This window comes from Bacillus haynesii (assembly GCF_001969855.1).
GTDB classification, from domain to species: domain Bacteria; phylum Bacillota; class Bacilli; order Bacillales; family Bacillaceae; genus Bacillus; species Bacillus haynesii.
Genome location: NZ_MRBL01000001.1, coordinates 92,691 through 108,506 on the forward strand (window position 1 = coordinate 92,691; position 15,816 = coordinate 108,506).

The 15,816-nt window shown below is 48.2% G+C and carries 17 protein-coding genes; 5 read left to right on the forward strand and 12 right to left on the reverse strand.

What is annotated here, in order from left to right:
* Positions 1-100 precede the first annotated feature (100 nt).
* The 3 genes from BTA31_RS00450 to BTA31_RS00460 form a co-directional block, all read right to left on the reverse strand.
* Entirely contained in the window at positions 101-604 is a 504-nt protein-coding gene (locus BTA31_RS00450) for a YwgA family protein (protein ID WP_076788186.1), read from the reverse strand.
* Between the two features lie 30 nt (positions 605-634).
* Positions 635-1,933 (reverse strand): HD domain-containing protein, encoded by a 1,299-nt coding sequence (locus BTA31_RS00455; protein WP_043925252.1) that lies wholly within the window; start codon positions 1,931-1,933, stop codon positions 635-637.
* A 239-nt stretch (positions 1,934-2,172) separates the two neighbouring features.
* Positions 2,173-2,397 carry a YuzB family protein gene (locus tag BTA31_RS00460; protein WP_003186096.1) on the reverse strand — a complete coding sequence of 75 codons (225 nt, stop codon included), beginning with the start codon at positions 2,395-2,397 and terminating at the stop codon, positions 2,173-2,175.
* A 219-nt stretch (positions 2,398-2,616) separates the two neighbouring features.
* On the opposite strand from BTA31_RS00460, the gene BTA31_RS00465 reads away from it, so the two are divergent.
* Together BTA31_RS00465 and BTA31_RS23150 are read left to right on the forward strand one after the other, a co-directional pair.
* Positions 2,617-3,405 carry an RsfA family transcriptional regulator gene (locus BTA31_RS00465; protein ID WP_076788189.1) on the forward strand — a complete coding sequence of 263 codons (789 nt, stop codon included), beginning with the start codon at positions 2,617-2,619 and terminating at the stop codon, positions 3,403-3,405.
* A gap of 178 nt (positions 3,406-3,583) precedes the next feature.
* A complete protein-coding gene (locus tag BTA31_RS23150; protein ID WP_193427184.1) occupies positions 3,584-3,778 on the forward strand; it encodes a DUF4306 domain-containing protein in 195 nt (64 codons plus the stop codon).
* Positions 3,779-4,063: 285 nt separating this feature from the next.
* On the opposite strand, the gene lipL is transcribed toward BTA31_RS23150, so the two are convergent.
* The 7 genes from lipL to BTA31_RS00505 form a co-directional block, all read right to left on the reverse strand.
* Positions 4,064-4,909 carry an octanoyl-[GcvH]:protein N-octanoyltransferase gene (gene lipL, locus BTA31_RS00475; RefSeq protein WP_076788191.1) on the reverse strand — a complete coding sequence of 282 codons (846 nt, stop codon included), beginning with the start codon at positions 4,907-4,909 and terminating at the stop codon, positions 4,064-4,066.
* Between the two features lie 103 nt (positions 4,910-5,012).
* Positions 5,013-6,218 carry a 4-hydroxybenzoate 3-monooxygenase gene (pobA, locus tag BTA31_RS00480; protein WP_076788193.1) on the reverse strand — a complete coding sequence of 402 codons (1,206 nt, stop codon included), beginning with the start codon at positions 6,216-6,218 and terminating at the stop codon, positions 5,013-5,015.
* A gap of 15 nt (positions 6,219-6,233) precedes the next feature.
* A complete protein-coding gene (locus tag BTA31_RS00485; RefSeq protein ID WP_076788196.1) occupies positions 6,234-7,607 on the reverse strand; it encodes an MFS transporter in 1,374 nt (457 codons plus the stop codon).
* A gap of 38 nt (positions 7,608-7,645) precedes the next feature.
* Positions 7,646-8,497, reverse strand: a complete 852-nt coding sequence (locus BTA31_RS00490) for a DODA-type extradiol aromatic ring-opening family dioxygenase (RefSeq protein ID WP_076788198.1) — start codon at positions 8,495-8,497, stop codon at positions 7,646-7,648.
* Positions 8,498-8,520: 23 nt separating this feature from the next.
* The gene (locus BTA31_RS00495) at positions 8,521-8,712 is read right to left on the reverse strand and encodes a 4-oxalocrotonate tautomerase (RefSeq protein WP_043925206.1); all 192 of its coding nucleotides are present in this window, start codon (positions 8,710-8,712) and stop codon (positions 8,521-8,523) included.
* 14 nt (positions 8,713-8,726) lie between these two features.
* Positions 8,727-9,512 carry a 2-keto-4-pentenoate hydratase gene (locus tag BTA31_RS00500; protein ID WP_076788201.1) on the reverse strand — a complete coding sequence of 262 codons (786 nt, stop codon included), beginning with the start codon at positions 9,510-9,512 and terminating at the stop codon, positions 8,727-8,729.
* Between the two features lie 14 nt (positions 9,513-9,526).
* Positions 9,527-11,002, reverse strand: coding sequence for an aldehyde dehydrogenase (locus BTA31_RS00505; protein ID WP_076788203.1), 1,476 nt, complete (start codon positions 11,000-11,002; stop codon positions 9,527-9,529).
* Positions 11,003-11,203: 201 nt separating this feature from the next.
* On the opposite strand from BTA31_RS00505, the gene BTA31_RS00510 reads away from it, so the two are divergent.
* Positions 11,204-11,983 (forward strand): IclR family transcriptional regulator, encoded by a 780-nt coding sequence (locus BTA31_RS00510; RefSeq protein ID WP_076788205.1) that lies wholly within the window; start codon positions 11,204-11,206, stop codon positions 11,981-11,983.
* Between the two features lie 18 nt (positions 11,984-12,001).
* Positions 12,002-12,952: an amidohydrolase family protein gene (locus BTA31_RS00515; RefSeq protein WP_043925211.1), complete on the forward strand. Its 951-nt coding sequence runs from the start codon at positions 12,002-12,004 to the stop codon at positions 12,950-12,952.
* 41 nt (positions 12,953-12,993) lie between these two features.
* Here the strand turns inward: BTA31_RS00515 and pta are convergent, their stop codons facing one another.
* A complete protein-coding gene (pta, locus tag BTA31_RS00520) occupies positions 12,994-13,965 on the reverse strand; it encodes a phosphate acetyltransferase (RefSeq protein WP_076788208.1) in 972 nt (323 codons plus the stop codon).
* 289 nt (positions 13,966-14,254) lie between these two features.
* Here pta and hemQ point away from each other — a divergent pair, with 289 nt between their 5' ends.
* Positions 14,255-15,019 carry a hydrogen peroxide-dependent heme synthase gene (gene hemQ, locus BTA31_RS00525; protein WP_043925214.1) on the forward strand — a complete coding sequence of 255 codons (765 nt, stop codon included), beginning with the start codon at positions 14,255-14,257 and terminating at the stop codon, positions 15,017-15,019.
* 47 nt (positions 15,020-15,066) lie between these two features.
* On the opposite strand, the gene bslA is transcribed toward hemQ, so the two are convergent.
* Positions 15,067-15,606, reverse strand: a complete 540-nt coding sequence (gene bslA, locus BTA31_RS00530) for a biofilm surface layer hydrophobin BslA (RefSeq protein ID WP_193427191.1) — start codon at positions 15,604-15,606, stop codon at positions 15,067-15,069.
* Between the last annotated feature and the right edge of the window lie 210 nt (positions 15,607-15,816).

Consider the following 15,816-nt stretch of genomic DNA (forward strand, 5'->3'; position numbering starts at 1 on the left):
ATTGCATACGTTCTTTTCACTGCTTCTTTCAATTTCCCTACAAATATTCCAAACCGTTTACAAAAAAACAAACCAAAAAACCTACCGTTTTTCGGCAGGCTTATGAACAAAGGTCTCTGAGCTTTTTTATGTAAGCGACGGCTTCATCGAATTCTTCGTCCGTATACCGCTGCTTGCTTTTTACGGTAAACACTTTTTCTCTGATCTCTTCCTGCTCCAGCCCCTCAAAATACAAAATCGTCGACACCAGTTCCAAAAAACGCGATGACTGGCCGTTCACGTCGTCAATATAGGCTTTAATATCCCGCATATCCAGCTCACACTGGCTCAAAAACTGCTTTCCCGCTTCAGTGGATGAATAGCGGTATTGATAATAGCCGCCTTTTTTTTCTTTGACTTCATGGAGAAATCCGAGATTGCAAAGTTCTTCAACTTGAAGCGTCAGCTCCTCTGAATACGGCCCGTAAAAATGAAAATCATACTTTTCATAAAAGGGAAGCTCCAATTTCTTTGCGATATAAATAATTTTCTGCAGCTTTTTCCGTCCGACAATCTCCCCCGAATCCGAGAAGACCTTCATCAGCTTTGCATGTTCTTTTAACAAATCTCCGCCATCTCCTTCATCCTTTTCTTTCTATATCAGTCCGAGCAATTCTTTCATTCTTTTCGCATGACGGCCGTCAGGCAACCCTTCGATTAAATCGAGTGGGAAATACAACTTATGGTCCGTTCTCCGCTTACCTGATATTGCATCGACAATATCGGACTGCCGCGACAGCTCCTTAATCTGGCCGTTGTGCGTCAGCAATTGAATCGGGAGGCGCTCCTCTTCTTCCCCCGGTCTGTAGAAATCATAAGGAAGGTCTGAGGACGAATCCACCACAAGATAATAATCGGGATCAATCCCTGATTCTTTAAACAAGGCGGTCAGTTCAAAGTAAGTCGCCATTTCCTCATTCGGGTTGAACTCCGCATACTGGAACAGCCTGCGGTTGATAAAACGGCGGCATAAATCAGACAAAATCTCATCCTCTTCTTTTTCCCAGGCCTGAAAATAATAAAGAATGATTGATTCATCAAGACTTAAATAATCTTCCAATGTGACATTGCCTTCAAAAATAGAATAAAAATGCACGGGTGCATGCGTGAACACATAGCCTTCCTCATGAAGCTGCTTTGCACGGTGAAGAATCTTCGTTAAAATCACTTCCGCACTTCTTGTCACAGGATGGAAATAGACCTGCCAGTACATCTGGTACCGGCTCATAATATAGTCCTCAACAGCATGCATTCCGCTTTGCTTAATCACGATTTGATCTTCGCGCGGCCGCATGACGCGGAGAATCCGCTCCATATCGAAATGGCCGTAGCTGACGCCGGTATAATAGGCGTCCCTCTGAAGGTAGTCCATACGGTCAGCGTCAATCTGGCTTGAGATCAGACTGACGACCTGCTTATTTTGATAGGTTTTCGCGATGACCTCAGCGACATCCTTTGCAAACGTCGGACTCACCTTGTTTAACACCCGGTTAACCTCTGTATCGCCTAAAATGATCGCTCTCGTAAAATCTTCATGATCAAGCCGGAAGACCTTTTCAAACGAATGGGAAAACGGGCCGTGCCCCAAATCGTGCAGCAATGCGGCGCAAAGGCACAGATCGCGCTCGCTGTCATCCCATTCCTCCCTGCCTTTAAATACGTCATCAACCATTCTTCTGACAATTTCATAGACGCCGAGAGAATGGTTGAAACGGCTGTGTTCGGCTCCGTGAAACGTCAAATAGGTCGTTCCAAGCTGTTTGATTCTGCGCAGCCTCTGAAATTCACGGGTTCCGATCAAGTCCCATATCAGCTTGTCCCGTACATGGACATAGCGGTGAACAGGATCTTTAAACACTTTTTCTTCTGATAATTTTCCGTTTGGATACGCCATTTTTGTCCCTCTTTTTTTCAAACGTGAGGCAAACTGATCGCTGCCCATCCGTCTCTTTTTCTTCGGAAAACTAAATGTATATTGTAAGTATTGCCCGATCTGCTTGTTTTCTTTTAGGTCTGTTTCTATTATATCGAGTCTGCTTTTTTGAAAACATCCTTGAATTTACCCGGCCATTTGTTCCAGCCTCCAAAAAACCCGGCAAACAAGCAAAAACGCCTGACCCGTTAGGGAGGCGGTTATTTTTTGAGTTTCTTTTTCACTTTTTCGATCAGCTCGTCTTCATCAGGAGCTGACAGCGGACGATTATTGACAAACGCGAACGATTTTTTTCGTCCCGGCCCGCAGTAAGACTGGCAGCCGATTTCCACTTTTGCATCCGGATCGATTTCTTTCAGACGGGGCAAAAGCGTCTTTAAATTAGTGGCCTGACAATCGTCGCATACTCGAAATTCATTAGCCATTTCATACGCTTCCTTTCGTTTTGTTCATCTGTCTTTATGAAAGGCATTCAACCGTGCCGAACTTTGATAAAAAATGACACCATCCTTCATTTTACAAGGATTCTTTCATTCCTGCAAGGATCGCGCTAAAAAAATCAGTTCCTATTCTTTTAGCAAACTTGTATAAATATTTTCCAAATTGGACAATCTAATACCAATACTGACAATGGGAGTTGAGAAGTGATGAAACAAAGACAAGACGCTTGGTCTGAAGAAAATGATTTACTGCTTGCTGAAACGGTATTGCGGCATGTCAGGGAAGGCAGCACACAGCTGAACGCCTTCGAGGAAGTCGGAGACAAACTGAACAGGACATCAGCCGCCTGCGGTTTTAGATGGAACGCGGTTGTCCGCCACCAATACGAAAAGGCTTTGCAGCTGGCTAAAAAACAAAGGAAGCAAAGAATGCGCGCCCTTGGAAACGGCCAGCCGGCGAAAAAACGCTTATTATACAAGCCGCCGGTCGAAACAGATGCTGAACAGCCTGCAGAAAGCGTCATTGAGCAGCAGAAAGCAACCGCCGATTCAAGCGAACAGCAGCCGATCGCTAGCGAGCATCTGCCTTATGTTGATGAGAGCTTTAAAGAAGAGTTAGCTAGTTTATCGCACCTTTTATCGCCAAATCAGCCGCAGGCCGGCCATACAGCCGACTCATCGAAAGACATGACGATCGATGATGTGATCCGCTTCCTGCAAAACTATACAGGAAACGAAGAACAGACTGCCGCTTTAAAAATGGAAAACGACCGCTTAAAACAGGAAAATGAAGAGCTGACGAAAAAAGTTGAAAAGCTTGAAGCGGAAGTCAAAAAGCTGGAAAAAGACCAGACGACCATCCAGGAAGACTACGAAACGCTCGTAAAAATTATGAACCGTGCAAGAAAACTAGTTTTATTCGAAGAAGACGAACACGCTGCGCCCGCCTTCAAAATGGACCGGAACGGCAATTTAGAAAAAATGGCTGAATAGCGCTCTCAGAGGGTGCGGCAGAGGCGCTCAGGCAGCCAGGACTGACAACGCATACAAAAATTTTCCGATACGATGATACCCCTTTCTTGAAAAAAGGGGGTATTCTTACCTCTGCGGCTTGCTTTCATATGACAAAAATTTCATAATAGGGATAGCAATTCATAAGGCGGGGTATTTGATGAAGTTTGTTTTATATGCGGTTCAGTTCGGCACTGCGGCCCTTTTGTTTTTGTTTTCTGCATTGGCAAGCTGGTATCAAGGAAGCGAGCTTTTAAAGGTTCCGTGGGAGTGGAAATATACAGCCAAATTTACAAAGTTGCTCTATGGACTTTCACAGGATGTGATGGCGGCGGTGTTCAGGCAGGACGCCTGAGCATTTAGCCGCCGATCCTTCTTCCTGCCAAGCATACGCCGGCAACCGTTATTTTAATGGCCGTCAGTTTGGCATATATCATCTCTTTGGCGGCTTATCTTCTCATCAAGACATATGTAAAACGAAAAAGCGCTTCGAGCGCAGCATAAAAAAACCGCTTCGGAAGCGGTGAAGTGTGACAAAATCCTGAAACGTTCAACCGTTTTAGGATTTTGCCGTCTATGAAGCATTTTCTCAATCCGCTAGAGGCAGCCTAACGAGTATAAAGGCGCAGAGGCTCCTCTCCTATCCAAAAACTTTTTCATTCCGTTCAATCATACGGACAAGATTTTTCTCATACACTTCCTCTTCTGCGGGCGTGAGGGGGCCTTGATAAATCTCCCCGCCCAGCTCTTTCAGCTGTGTCAGAAGCAAGAGCATCAAGTCCTGCACCGATATGTCTTCATTGAGGAGTTCAGAGAGCGAAGCCATCGTTTCCGGGCGAATATCGGGATAAACGGCTTTTGTTTTCCCGCGCATGTCTTTCAATGCGGTGTCGTAGAAACGTTTGATCAGCTCAGCCCGACCGCTTCCGCTTTGATCAGTGCACAAATAAATTTGAACAGCCACTCCGCCTCTCAGGCGCCTCTGGGAAATTCCCGCAAACTTCCTGCCCCCGATGCTCAAATCAAAGCTCCCCGGACAGTAAGAGCCTTTGATTTCATAGGCTTCGATTGCTGCGTCATAGGATGACAGCATTCGCTTAACGAGCTCAAACATCGCTTCATAGCCCCGGTCGATATCAATTCCGTTTTTCTTATCCTGAAAAATCAGCGAAACGTTTAAAACCCCGCTGTCCAAAACGACGGCCAGTCCGCCGGAATTGCGAACGATGACTTGATAGCCCGCTTCTTCAAGCAATGAAATCCCGTCTTGTAAATAAGGGAGCCTTGTATCCTGAATTCCGAGCACGATCGTGTCATGGTGCACCCAGGAACGCGCCGTCGCCGGAGACAAACCCTTTCCGACAGAAGCGCACAGCGTATCATCTATCGCAAATGATTGTTTTGCATCAAAATATGGGCCGAGACTGGATTGGTCAATAATTCTCCATTTCGGCTGGATGAGTAGATCAATCGGTTGCTTTGCCATATATATTGTAAACCCTTTCGTTATGCATTTCAGCCAACATCCATTATACCATTTACGAAATCATGTTGCGGAAATTTTCTTTTCTCCGGCGCTTCTCCTTCATTCAAGTGACGCTTAAAGATGGTTCTCCGAATTCAAGCGGCAGCCCGACATAATTTTCGGCAAGACTTTGAGCGGCCGCTGTTGAGGTTGTGACATGGTCAAGTTCAGCCAATTGAATTTGGTAATCAAATGGCGTGTAGCCGTGATGGCGGTGCAGCAGGGATGTCATATACCAGGAAAAGCGCTCAGCTTTCCAGACGCGGCGGAGGCAAGCCTCAGAATAGCGGGCCAGCCGTTCGCTTCTGCCGGCTTCGTAATAGTCTTCGAGCGCCCATGCAAGCCGCTGGACATCCGCCATCGCAAGGTTCAGGCCTTTCGCACCTGTCGGCGGTACAATATGCGCGGCATCCCCCGCTAAATAGAGTCTGCCGTATTGCATCGGATCGCATATAAAGCTTCTCATCGAGACAATGTTTTTTTGAATCACCGGGCCTTCAGTCAGCTTCCACCCGTCATCGGCCGACAGCCTTAAGTGAAGCTTCTCCCATATCCTTTCGTCCGGCCAGTTCGCGACTGAATCTGAAGGACTGACTTGCAGGTAAAGCCGCTGGATTTCCGGTGTCCTCGTACTGACGAGGGCAAACCCGTCTTCATGATGGGCATACACAAGTTCAGGCGAGGACGGAGGGGCTTCGGCCAATATGCCGAGCCATCCGTATGGGTACACTTTTTCGTACTCTTTACGGATCTCCTTCGGTATGCTTTGTCTGCTCGGCCCGTGAAAGCCGTCGCACCCCGCGATGAAATCACAGGTCAGTTCTTCTGTATCGCCGTTTTCATTCTGATAAGTAATGACAGGCGCTTCTGTATCAATATTTGACAGGCGGACGTCAGACACATTGAAAACGATGCGCCCTCCCGATTGCAGGCGGACGGCGATTAAATCTTTGATCACTTCATGCTGGGGATAGATGGCAATGTACTTTCCTCCCGTCAGCTTGTGCATATCAATTCTGTGCCGCTTGCCGCCAAAGCGGATCTCAATCCCTTGATGAAACATAGCTGTTTTCATCATCCGTTCACCGGCGCCTGTTTCATTCAGCAAGTCTACCGTCATCTGTTCAAGAACACCTGCACGGACGGTCTCTTCAATCTCCTTTCGCGAGCGGGATTCGATCACGACCGCTTCGATTCCCCGGCGGTGGAGCAGATTTGCGAGCATAAGCCCGGCAGGCCCCGCTCCGATAATTCCCACTTGTGTCCGCAAAATGGTTCCCTCCCTTTATCCATGTTTTGATGTAGCTTCTAATGTAAACTCTGCGCTTTCCTTATCGACAAAATCAAATGAAGCATGTTTCTCTTGGACGAACATGATGCCGAGTGCAGCAAAAATACTCGGGATCGCAAACACCATGAAAGCCTGCTTCGGCTCCATCCCGGAAGCAAGAATCAACGCAAACAGCGAAGGCGCAATGATCGCTCCGAGTCTGCCGACCCCGAGCGCCCAGCCGATTCCGGTCGCTCTGATTTCTTTCGGATAATATTCTGAAATATAAGGATTGGCGATATTTTGCGCTCCGACAGTGCATGCCCCGCCCAAGGCAATCAGCAAGTATAAAAGAACGGGGTTCATCGTCATTCCAAACGCTGCAAAACAAAAGGCCCCGATGACATACATAGCCGCAAGCACTTTTTTATGGCCCGCTTTATCTGCCAAATATCCGCCGAATACCGCTCCTGCGGCTTGTCCGCTGCACAGCGCCAGATTGAATGACAAGCTTGATGACAGCCCGTAGCCTGACGCCTGCATCATTTTCGGAAGCCATGTATTCAAGCCGTAGACCATGAGAAGGCAGCTGAAAACGGAAAGCCAGAATGCGAATGTGCTCGCTGCACGTTTTTGTTCGAACAGTTTTTTTACCGGAAAGCCCTTCTTTTCTTTGGCAATCAGCGAGATTTGATAATTGTCGTCTTCCCTATACCGTCCCGCCGGATGCACCTGGTTGAGAATCTCAGCTAGCGCTTTCGTCTTTTTCTTCAAAACGTAAAATGACAGAGATTCGGGGAACCGGCTGAAAAAGAACGGGAGCACGAAGAGCGGCACGGCTCCGATCAGATACAGCACTCTCCAGCTTGTCCCGGGCACGGCGAACATGCCGACTAGGGAAGCCAGCACGCCGCCTGCGGAATAGCCGCAATACATAGCGGCTACGATCACCGCTCTATTTTTTTTCGGCGAATACTCTGTCATCAGCGAAATCGCATTCGGCATCAATCCGCCCATTCCAAGAGCAGCGAGAAACCGCATGATCGTAAACAAAAGCGGAGAATCGATCAGCCCGGCTAATGCCGTAAACAGGCTGAACAGAAAGATACAGAGGCCTAACACCTTTTTGCGGCCGTATTGATCTGCGATCGGCGAAAAAATAAGCGCGCCGAGCATCATGCCGATCAACGTATAGCTCCCGATCGCCCCGGCTTGAATGGCGGTCAGGCTCCATTCCTCCATCAGCCATGGCAGGCTGACGCCGTACATCGCAATATCATAACCATCAAAGGCGATGGCGAAAAAACACCACAGGAAAACAGTCAGGTGCACTTTGTTGAATTTGCTGGCCGCCATGACTTCTGCTGGATGAACTGAACGATTTTTCATGTTCCCCTCCACGATTCTTATCGTATTGTGAAAACCGCTTAACGCACGGTATCTTTTTCATTGAAAGCGTGCGGGCGGGCTTTTTGTCCCGCCGGTTCGAATGCCATGACGACATTGGAGCTTCCGGAAGACTGACCGTATCCGTAAAATGTGCTTTTACATCCGTCCTCAAGCACACCCAAAAGCATTGCGATGTGGCGGCCGCCGGCTTCGAGCCCGGCGTTTTTAGCATATTGAGGCAGCATCTGCTGAGCTGATAAAAGATCGTTATCTGTTAAATAAGTTAAAAATTGTGCATCGAGGGCCTGTTCGGCCAAAGTCGGCATACATTCTGGCCCCCTCACCAAATGATGGCTGAGTGCCCCGCTGCTGATGAACACGGTTTTCTTTCTGCTTTCTTTCAGCACTCTTCCGGCAAGCCGGCCCCACAAATACGTTTCTTCCAGGTTCGCGGCCAATGTAACCGATAAATCGATGACCGGAATATTCCCTTTTGGAATGAGATAGCGCAATGGAACGACCGTCCCGTAATCCCAGCAGTAGGCTGGATCATTGACAGGAATGACGGAAAGCCCCCCTTCTGCGCCGGCTTCGGCCAATTGCAGCGCCAATTCAGTGTCCCCGGGGTAAGAATACGGAACATCGGAAATTAAATTCGGGCACTCCAAAGCTGTTAAAACGCCTTGATGGTCGGGAGCTGCATCAATCAGATGGTCAAAGCTTGACGTCCAGTGACAGGAAATCAGGACAACGGCATCAGGCTGAATTCTTTCAATGATCTCGGAGAGCCGCTTCATACCTTTGACCAGCTCTTTTTGGAAGTCAGGGGTTTTATCTTCAAAGCACATCCTCGGTGTATGCGGCACAAGTGCCGCCAATTCGATTGACATGTCGATTCCTCCCATCGCCTTCTTTAAGGTCTTAATTTTGAGACCGGTGTTCCGCCAATGCCCCAGTGGCTTTTAGGAACTTCGGTGACAAGAACGCGGACGTTTTCACTCGGAGCATCAAGGGTGGCGCTCAACGTTTCCGTCACTTTTTGAATGACTTCCTCGACCTTTTCAGGCGGCCGGCCTTCTAATAGTTGAATATGAACGATTGGCATATCATCACCTCAGGTTATGACTGGACTGAAAATGATACATCTCCCAGCCCTTCTACGTGTGCTGAAACGCGGTCGCCCGGCTGCAGCATGACAGCTCCCGTTACACCGCCCGTTAAAATGATGCTGCCGGCCGCAAGCTTTTGTTTTTTCCTGGAGAGCATGTTGGCGAGCATGGCCGCCGAATTTGCGGGATGTCCGACAACCGCTGCTCCAGTGCCCCGCTCTTTGACCTCGCCGTTTATCATTAAAGAGACACTTGCTTCATCCAGCTTGAAATCGTCCGGCTTCTTCACTTTTTCACCTAACACCACTCTTGAAGATGACGCATTGTCCGCAATGACGTCAGGCAGGGTAAATGAGAAATTTTCATAGCGGCTGTCAATCACTTCAAGAACAGGAATCAATTCAGCAACGGCTTCAAGGACCTGCTCCTTTGTAACACCCGGCCCTTCAATATCCTTCCCCAGCACAAATGCAATCTCCGCTTCAACCTTCGGGTGAATCAGCTCGTTCATCCGGATGCTTCCGCCGTTTGGCACGATCATATCTTCAAAAATATAACCGTAGATCGGCTCCTCGACGTTCATCTGCTTCATTTTCGCCCGGCTGGTCAGGCCCATTTTCGGACCGATAATGCCATTGCCATCCCATAATTTCAGCTGAATCAGCTCTTCTTGAATCGCATACGCCTCTTCGACGGTCAGCTCCGGGTAGTCCTTTGTGATTCTTTCAACCTCGCGCTTCTCTGTTTCGGCAAGATACAAGAGACGCGCCGTATCTTTTAATGCTGCGGCATTCATCCGTTTTCCCCCTTTTACAGCTTGATGCAAATATTGGTTAATTCGCTGAAGAATTCGAGGCTGTGAATGCCTCCTTCTCGTCCGAGCCCGCTCTGTTTCATGCCGCCAAACGGCGTCCGAAGATCGCGGAGAAACCAGCTGTTGACCCACACCATGCCCGATTCGATTTGCCCGGCTACACGGTGCGCCCGGCGGAGGTCGTTCGTCCATACGGTCGCGCTTAACCCGTAATGTGTGTCGTTAGCCTGTGCAATGACTTCCTCCTCATCGTCGAACGGAATCACCGTCACGACCGGGCCGAAGATTTCTTCTTTGATGAGCCTGGAATTGCGGGAAAGTCCGGTGATAATCGTCGGTTCAAGAAAGCAGCCGGATTCCTGTCCTTCAGGGCGTTTTCCTCCGGTTAAAATACCGCCGCCTTCCCGTTTGGCCAATTCGATGTAGTTCATTACACGCTCGGTGTGTTCAGAAGAAATCAAGGCGCCGATATTCGTGTCCGGATCAAAAGGATCGCCGACTTTAAGCTTTTTCGTTTTCTCAACGAACTTGTTCAGAAATTCGTCATACGCTTCCCGCTCGACATAGATGCGGGAGCCGCTCATGCATACTTCGCCCTGGTTGACGAAACTCGATTTCAATGAGGTGCTGACAGCTTCATCCATGTCGGCATCGGCAAAAATAATGTTCGGATTCTTCCCTCCCAATTCAAAGGAAAGTTTCTTTAATGTTTTCGAAGCAGCTTCCATAATGACTTTGCCGGTCGTCGTTTCTCCGGTGAAAGATATCGCATCGACATCAGGATGCTCAGAAAGCGCAGCGCCGGCGGAATCAGGCCCAAATCCGTGGACAATATTAACGACTCCGTCAGGCATCCCTGCATCATGGCAGATTTCCCCGAGGAGGGTGGCTGTCATCGGCGTCAGTTCAGCCGGTTTGATGACGGCTGTGTTTCCCGCCGCCAGGCAAGGCGCCAATTTCCACGTCAGCAAAAGAAGCGGCAAGTTCCACGGATTGATCAGCCCGACGACGCCGACCGGACGGCGGATCGCATAATTGATTGCAAGATCGTCAGTTTGATATGCTTCCGTTCCGGCTCCTCTCATAAAATCCGCAAAGAAATGAAAGTTGAAAGCGGCGCGTGGAATATCCAAAGTGCTTGAGAGCGAAAGCGGTTTTCCCGTATCCAATGTCTCAAGCCTTGCCAGTTCGTCTTTACGCTCAAGTATGATGTCGCCGATCTTTCTGATGATCCGAATCCTTTCGTCAGCGGTCATGTTTTTCCAGCGTCCGTTTAATGCACGCCTGGCTGCCGCGACTGCAAGATCGACCTCTTTCTTGCCTCCTTCCGCAACGCTTCCGATGATTTCCTGTGTGGCCGGATTGATGTTGTCAAACGTGCTGCCGTTCTCTGAAGGAAAGTACCTGCCGTTTATGTAGTGCTGACAGTCAAAAGGTTTTACGAGTTTTGCCGATGGGGTCTGAACATTCATATTCTACAAACATCCTCCTTTTCAAATCCTTTCCATTAAATTAAATGATTTTAAACAGCAAGAAAACAGCAATGTTCCTCTATGCGGAACAAACCGGACATTTTTTCCGAAAATTTGATATTTTCCGCTTTTTTATTTTTCAGATCGTGTTATATTATGGAATAAAAGGTAACAAAAACAAGGGAGAGAGTTGAGGAACCTATGACTGTTGAGACAAAGGACCACCAGCTGCTCGGCTCAGTAAAAAATGCACTTCGGCTGCTTCAATCGTTTACCTTAGATACACCGGAAAAGAAACTAACCGAACTCGCCTCATCGCTCGGCCTCGGAAAAAGCACGGTCTCGCGCCTTTTGTCTACATTGGAAAGCGAAGGGTTTGTCATGAAGGACCCGGAATCCAGAAGATACAAGCTCGGCTTATCGGTCCTGCAGTTAAACACCATTGTCAACTCCACTCTTGAAATCAATCGTGAATCCCAGCCGGTCCTCAAACAGCTGACAGAAGAGACCGGCGAAACGTCGCATATTGCGATGCGCCGCGGTCTCAGTGTCGTTTATCTCAATCGGACGGAATGCCCCCGCCCGGTCGAACTTCTCTCATATATCGGGCGGCAAAACCCGATGCATTGCACAAGCTCGGGTAAGGTGCTTCTCGCCTTTGACGAAGATGGCATATTGGACGAGTATGTGAAGGAAGGCTTGAAAACCTGTACGAAACAAACGATTACAGACGGGGACAAATTGCGGGAAGTGCTGAAAACCGTTAAAGAAAACGGATTTGACGTCAGTTGCGGGGAATTCATTGATGGTGTCACATCAATCTCAGCTCCCGTCAGAAACCACGCCGGTCGAGTGTTGTACGCCGTCAGTGTCGTAGGCCCTGCTAATCGTATAAAAGCCCGGCAGGCGAAAATCGTATACCAGGTGAAAAAAGCGGCCCGGGATATTTCCGAAAGGATCGGGTACTGGAAACGAATATAAAAATTGGGGGAATCGGCTTTGTATGATCTTCACACGCACTTTATACCGCACGATGTGCTGCTTTGGCTGGACGACAATGAAAAGAGAGTCCACGCAATCCGCGAAAAAAAGGCTGGCTGCCAAGCGGAGTTTTTGACGGTCAATCACAAATGGGGCTTTGAATTAAAAGAGCTTTTCTATCAGGAGGCTTTATATTTGGAAGCCCAGCGGGAGGCCGGCGTCACACACTCATTGGTATCGCCGGTTCCCCAGCTTTTCCTTTATGACTTCGCCGAAGAAATCACAGACGAATTGTCCTTTGTATACAACAAAGCGCTTGCCGGATGGGTTAAAAAACACGACGGCCGCCTCTCAGGCCTCGGCACAGTCCCGCTGAACAGCCCTTCAAAGGCGAGCGAGCGCCTGAATGAAGCGATGAACAACGGGCTTAAAGGAGCGATTATCGGACCCGGCGCTTCGCAAATGCTTCTCTCGGACGAAGCATTCACACCGTTTTGGGAAACGGCTGACAGAAGAAAAGCGATTATCTTTATCCATCCGCTCCTTTCTGAAGATCCGCGGCTCCGCCGCAGGATGCTGCCAAACTTGATCGGCGTTCCGTGGGAAACGACGATTTGTGCCGCAGACCTTTTGTTAAGCGGGTTTACAGACCGTTTTCGCAATGTGAAAATTCTTTTGGCGCACGGCGGCGGCTTTTTGCCTTATCAGATCGGAAGACTGAACAAAGGGTATGACAAATGGGCCGGCGTTTCTTCATCGCTTTCGGCTCCGCCGCGCGAATATTTGCGGAAGTTTTGGTTTGATGGGGTACTGTGGGAGGAAGAAAGCGCGGCATATTTGAAGAAGCTCGTCGGAGAAGACCGCCTTGTCCCGGGTTCCGATTTTCCTTTTGACCTTTGTCAGTGGCCGCCTCTCGATCCCGGCCGGAAAGGGGCGGAATCTCTGCTGAATGTAGCGATTGAAGCATAAAAAAAGGCGAACCTCTTCAGGTTCACCTTTTTCAAAAGCAATTACAGCGCTTGAACGGCCGTAATCAGCGCAAGATTATAAACGTCTTCGGCGTTGCAGCCTCTGGACAGGTCGTTTACAGGCATGTTCAGCCCTTGCAGAATCGGACCGACCGCTTCGAAGTTACCGAGGCGCTGAGCGATTTTATAGCCGATGTTCCCCGCTTCAAGACTTGGGAAAACAAATACGTTTGCATCACCTTTAATGACGGAGTCCGGCGCTTTTTTCTCAGCGACAGACGGAACGAATGCCGCGTCAAATTGGAATTCGCCGTCCAGTGTAAGCTCAGGCGCTTTTTCTTTGGCGATCGCAACCGCATTGGCTACCTTTTCAGTTTCATCTGATTTTGCCGAGCCTTTCGTTGAAAAGCTGAGCATGGCGACACGAGGGTCAATGTTGAACATTTTCGCTGTGTTCGCGCTTTCGATTGCGATTTCCGCAAGGTCCTGACTGTCAGGAGCAATGTTGATCGCACAGTCTGCGAATACGTACTGTTCATCGCCGCGCGCCATGATAAAGACGCCAGATGTTTTCTTCACGCCTTCTTTTGTTTTAATAATTTGCAGCGCCGGGCGAACCGTATCCGCTGTTGAATGAGCCGCACCGCTGACAAGACCGTCGGCAAGCCCTTTATAAACAAGCATCGTTCCAAAGTAGTTTTCGTCTAAAAGGATTTGGCGAGCCTGTTCTTCCGTCGCTTTTCCTTTGCGGCGTTCAACGAAAGCCTGAACAAGGTCTTCCATTCCTTCGTATGTATGAGGATCGTATATGTCAACGCCTTCCAGCGTCAAATTCAACCCGTTTGCTTTATCTTTGATTTCCTGCTCATTTCCTACAAGGATCGGCTTTAACACGTTGTTTCCGGCCAAATCGTTGACAGCTTTGAGAATGCGCTCGTCCAAACCTTCCGGAAATACGATTTTAACTCCTTTTCCTGCTACTTTTTCCTGCACTGTTGTAAATAGATCTGCCACTATATACCCTCCTTGAAAGTGTCACAAATACTTCATTTCTCTATTAAGCATACTCTTTTGTGATATAAATTCAATCCTTCTGTATTTTATTATAATGCTTTCACTTTTTAAACGCTTTTTTTTAATTAATTTAAGTGCAGCAAGGCTTCAAACACTTCTATTAGTATATAACAGCCTTTCCCAGTTATACGACAGATGTCACCTTTTGTTCAAATCTTCTAAACGGATAAAACGCGGCAAACTATGATATGATGAAGACAAGTACATACAAATTGGGAGTGATTGCAAAATGAGCGAACAGCAAAAAACGAACGAAGCCGCACAAACGCTTGACGGCTGGTATGCCCTTCACGATTTCCGGACAATGGACTGGTCCGCATGGAAAATGCTTTCAAGCGATGAGCGCCAGATCATTATCAGCGAATTTACAGGTCTTCTTGAAAAATGGGGAGCTGCTCAAAAAGAAGGTAACGGAAGCCATACGCTTTACAGCATCGTCGGCCAGAAAGCGGACTTCATGCTGATGATTTTGCGTCCTACGATGGAGGAATTAAATCAAATCGAACTCGAGTTCAATAAATCCAAACTCGCTGAATACACGATACCTGCCTATTCATACGTATCCGTTGTCGAGCTGAGCAACTATATGGGAAGCGGAGACGGAGACCCTTACGAAAATCCGCAAGTGCGTGCGCGCCTGTACCCTGAGCTGCCGAATGCCAAATATGTCTGCTTCTATCCGATGGATAAAAGAAGATCGGGCGATGACAACTGGTACATGCTGTCTATGGAAGAGAGAAGAAACTTGATGCGCAGCCACGGGATGATCGGACGCGGCTATGCGGGCAAAGTGAAGCAGATTATTACCGGCTCAATCGGATTTGACGATTATGAGTGGGGTGTCACGCTCTTTTCAGATGATGTGCTTCAGTTCAAAAAGCTCGTCTATGAAATGCGCTTCGATGAAGTAAGCGCCCGCTACGGTGAATTCGGCTCGTTCTTTGTCGGCAACCGCCTCGCAAATGAACAGCTGCCTGCATTTTTGCATGTGTAATGATAAAAAGCTCCAAAGACCGAGGTCTTTGGAGCTTTTTTGCCTATTTACTTGCAGTTACACGGCTGTGTAGGCGGAGTCGCCCTTTTTTGCACCTCGATTGAAGATTCGGCATAGAAAGTCGATCCGAGCCCCAGTACTCTGTTCTCCGCCCGGAATGTATACTTTCCTGCGGCAGGCAGCGTTTTGTTGGCCAACACCAGCTTAAACTCCGCAATGCCCAGCAGATCAATTGTAAGCGGCAGCCTTACCGTTTTTCCGTTGTTCAAAATTTGCCCCGTTGTCAGCGCTCTTCCATTCACCGTATCTTTCGTTGTTGCGGAAAATCCCGACGGCAATGTAAATTCAACCGTTCCCAGCGCCAGAATTGAATTAGGACGATATGTTAACTCAATATCCGAGAACGACCACTCCTGTTTGCTGGCACCTGTTATCACCGAATACAAGGAAGCCCTCGCAGCCGGACGGTAGACAGATTCAGTTTTTGTTGTTTGAGCGCTGGCCTGGAACGAGGGCAGAAAAATCGAAGCCATCATCACGAGACTAACCGCCAAGATTGACAATTTAGAACGACACATTCTTTTCAACACAGCAATTCCCCCTAGTCATCATTTTTTCATCATTCGTCATGACGAAAGCGTGCAAGAAAGACGTAAAATCAAGCAACGCCTTCTTTCCAAAGCGCCGGCACTTTGGTGATTTCTATTAAAAACTACCATTTTTTCTGTAGATGGTAAATGTTTTCCATGTCATATTTTTAAAAGAAATGCAAAATAATAGAATTTAACCAGGCGTTG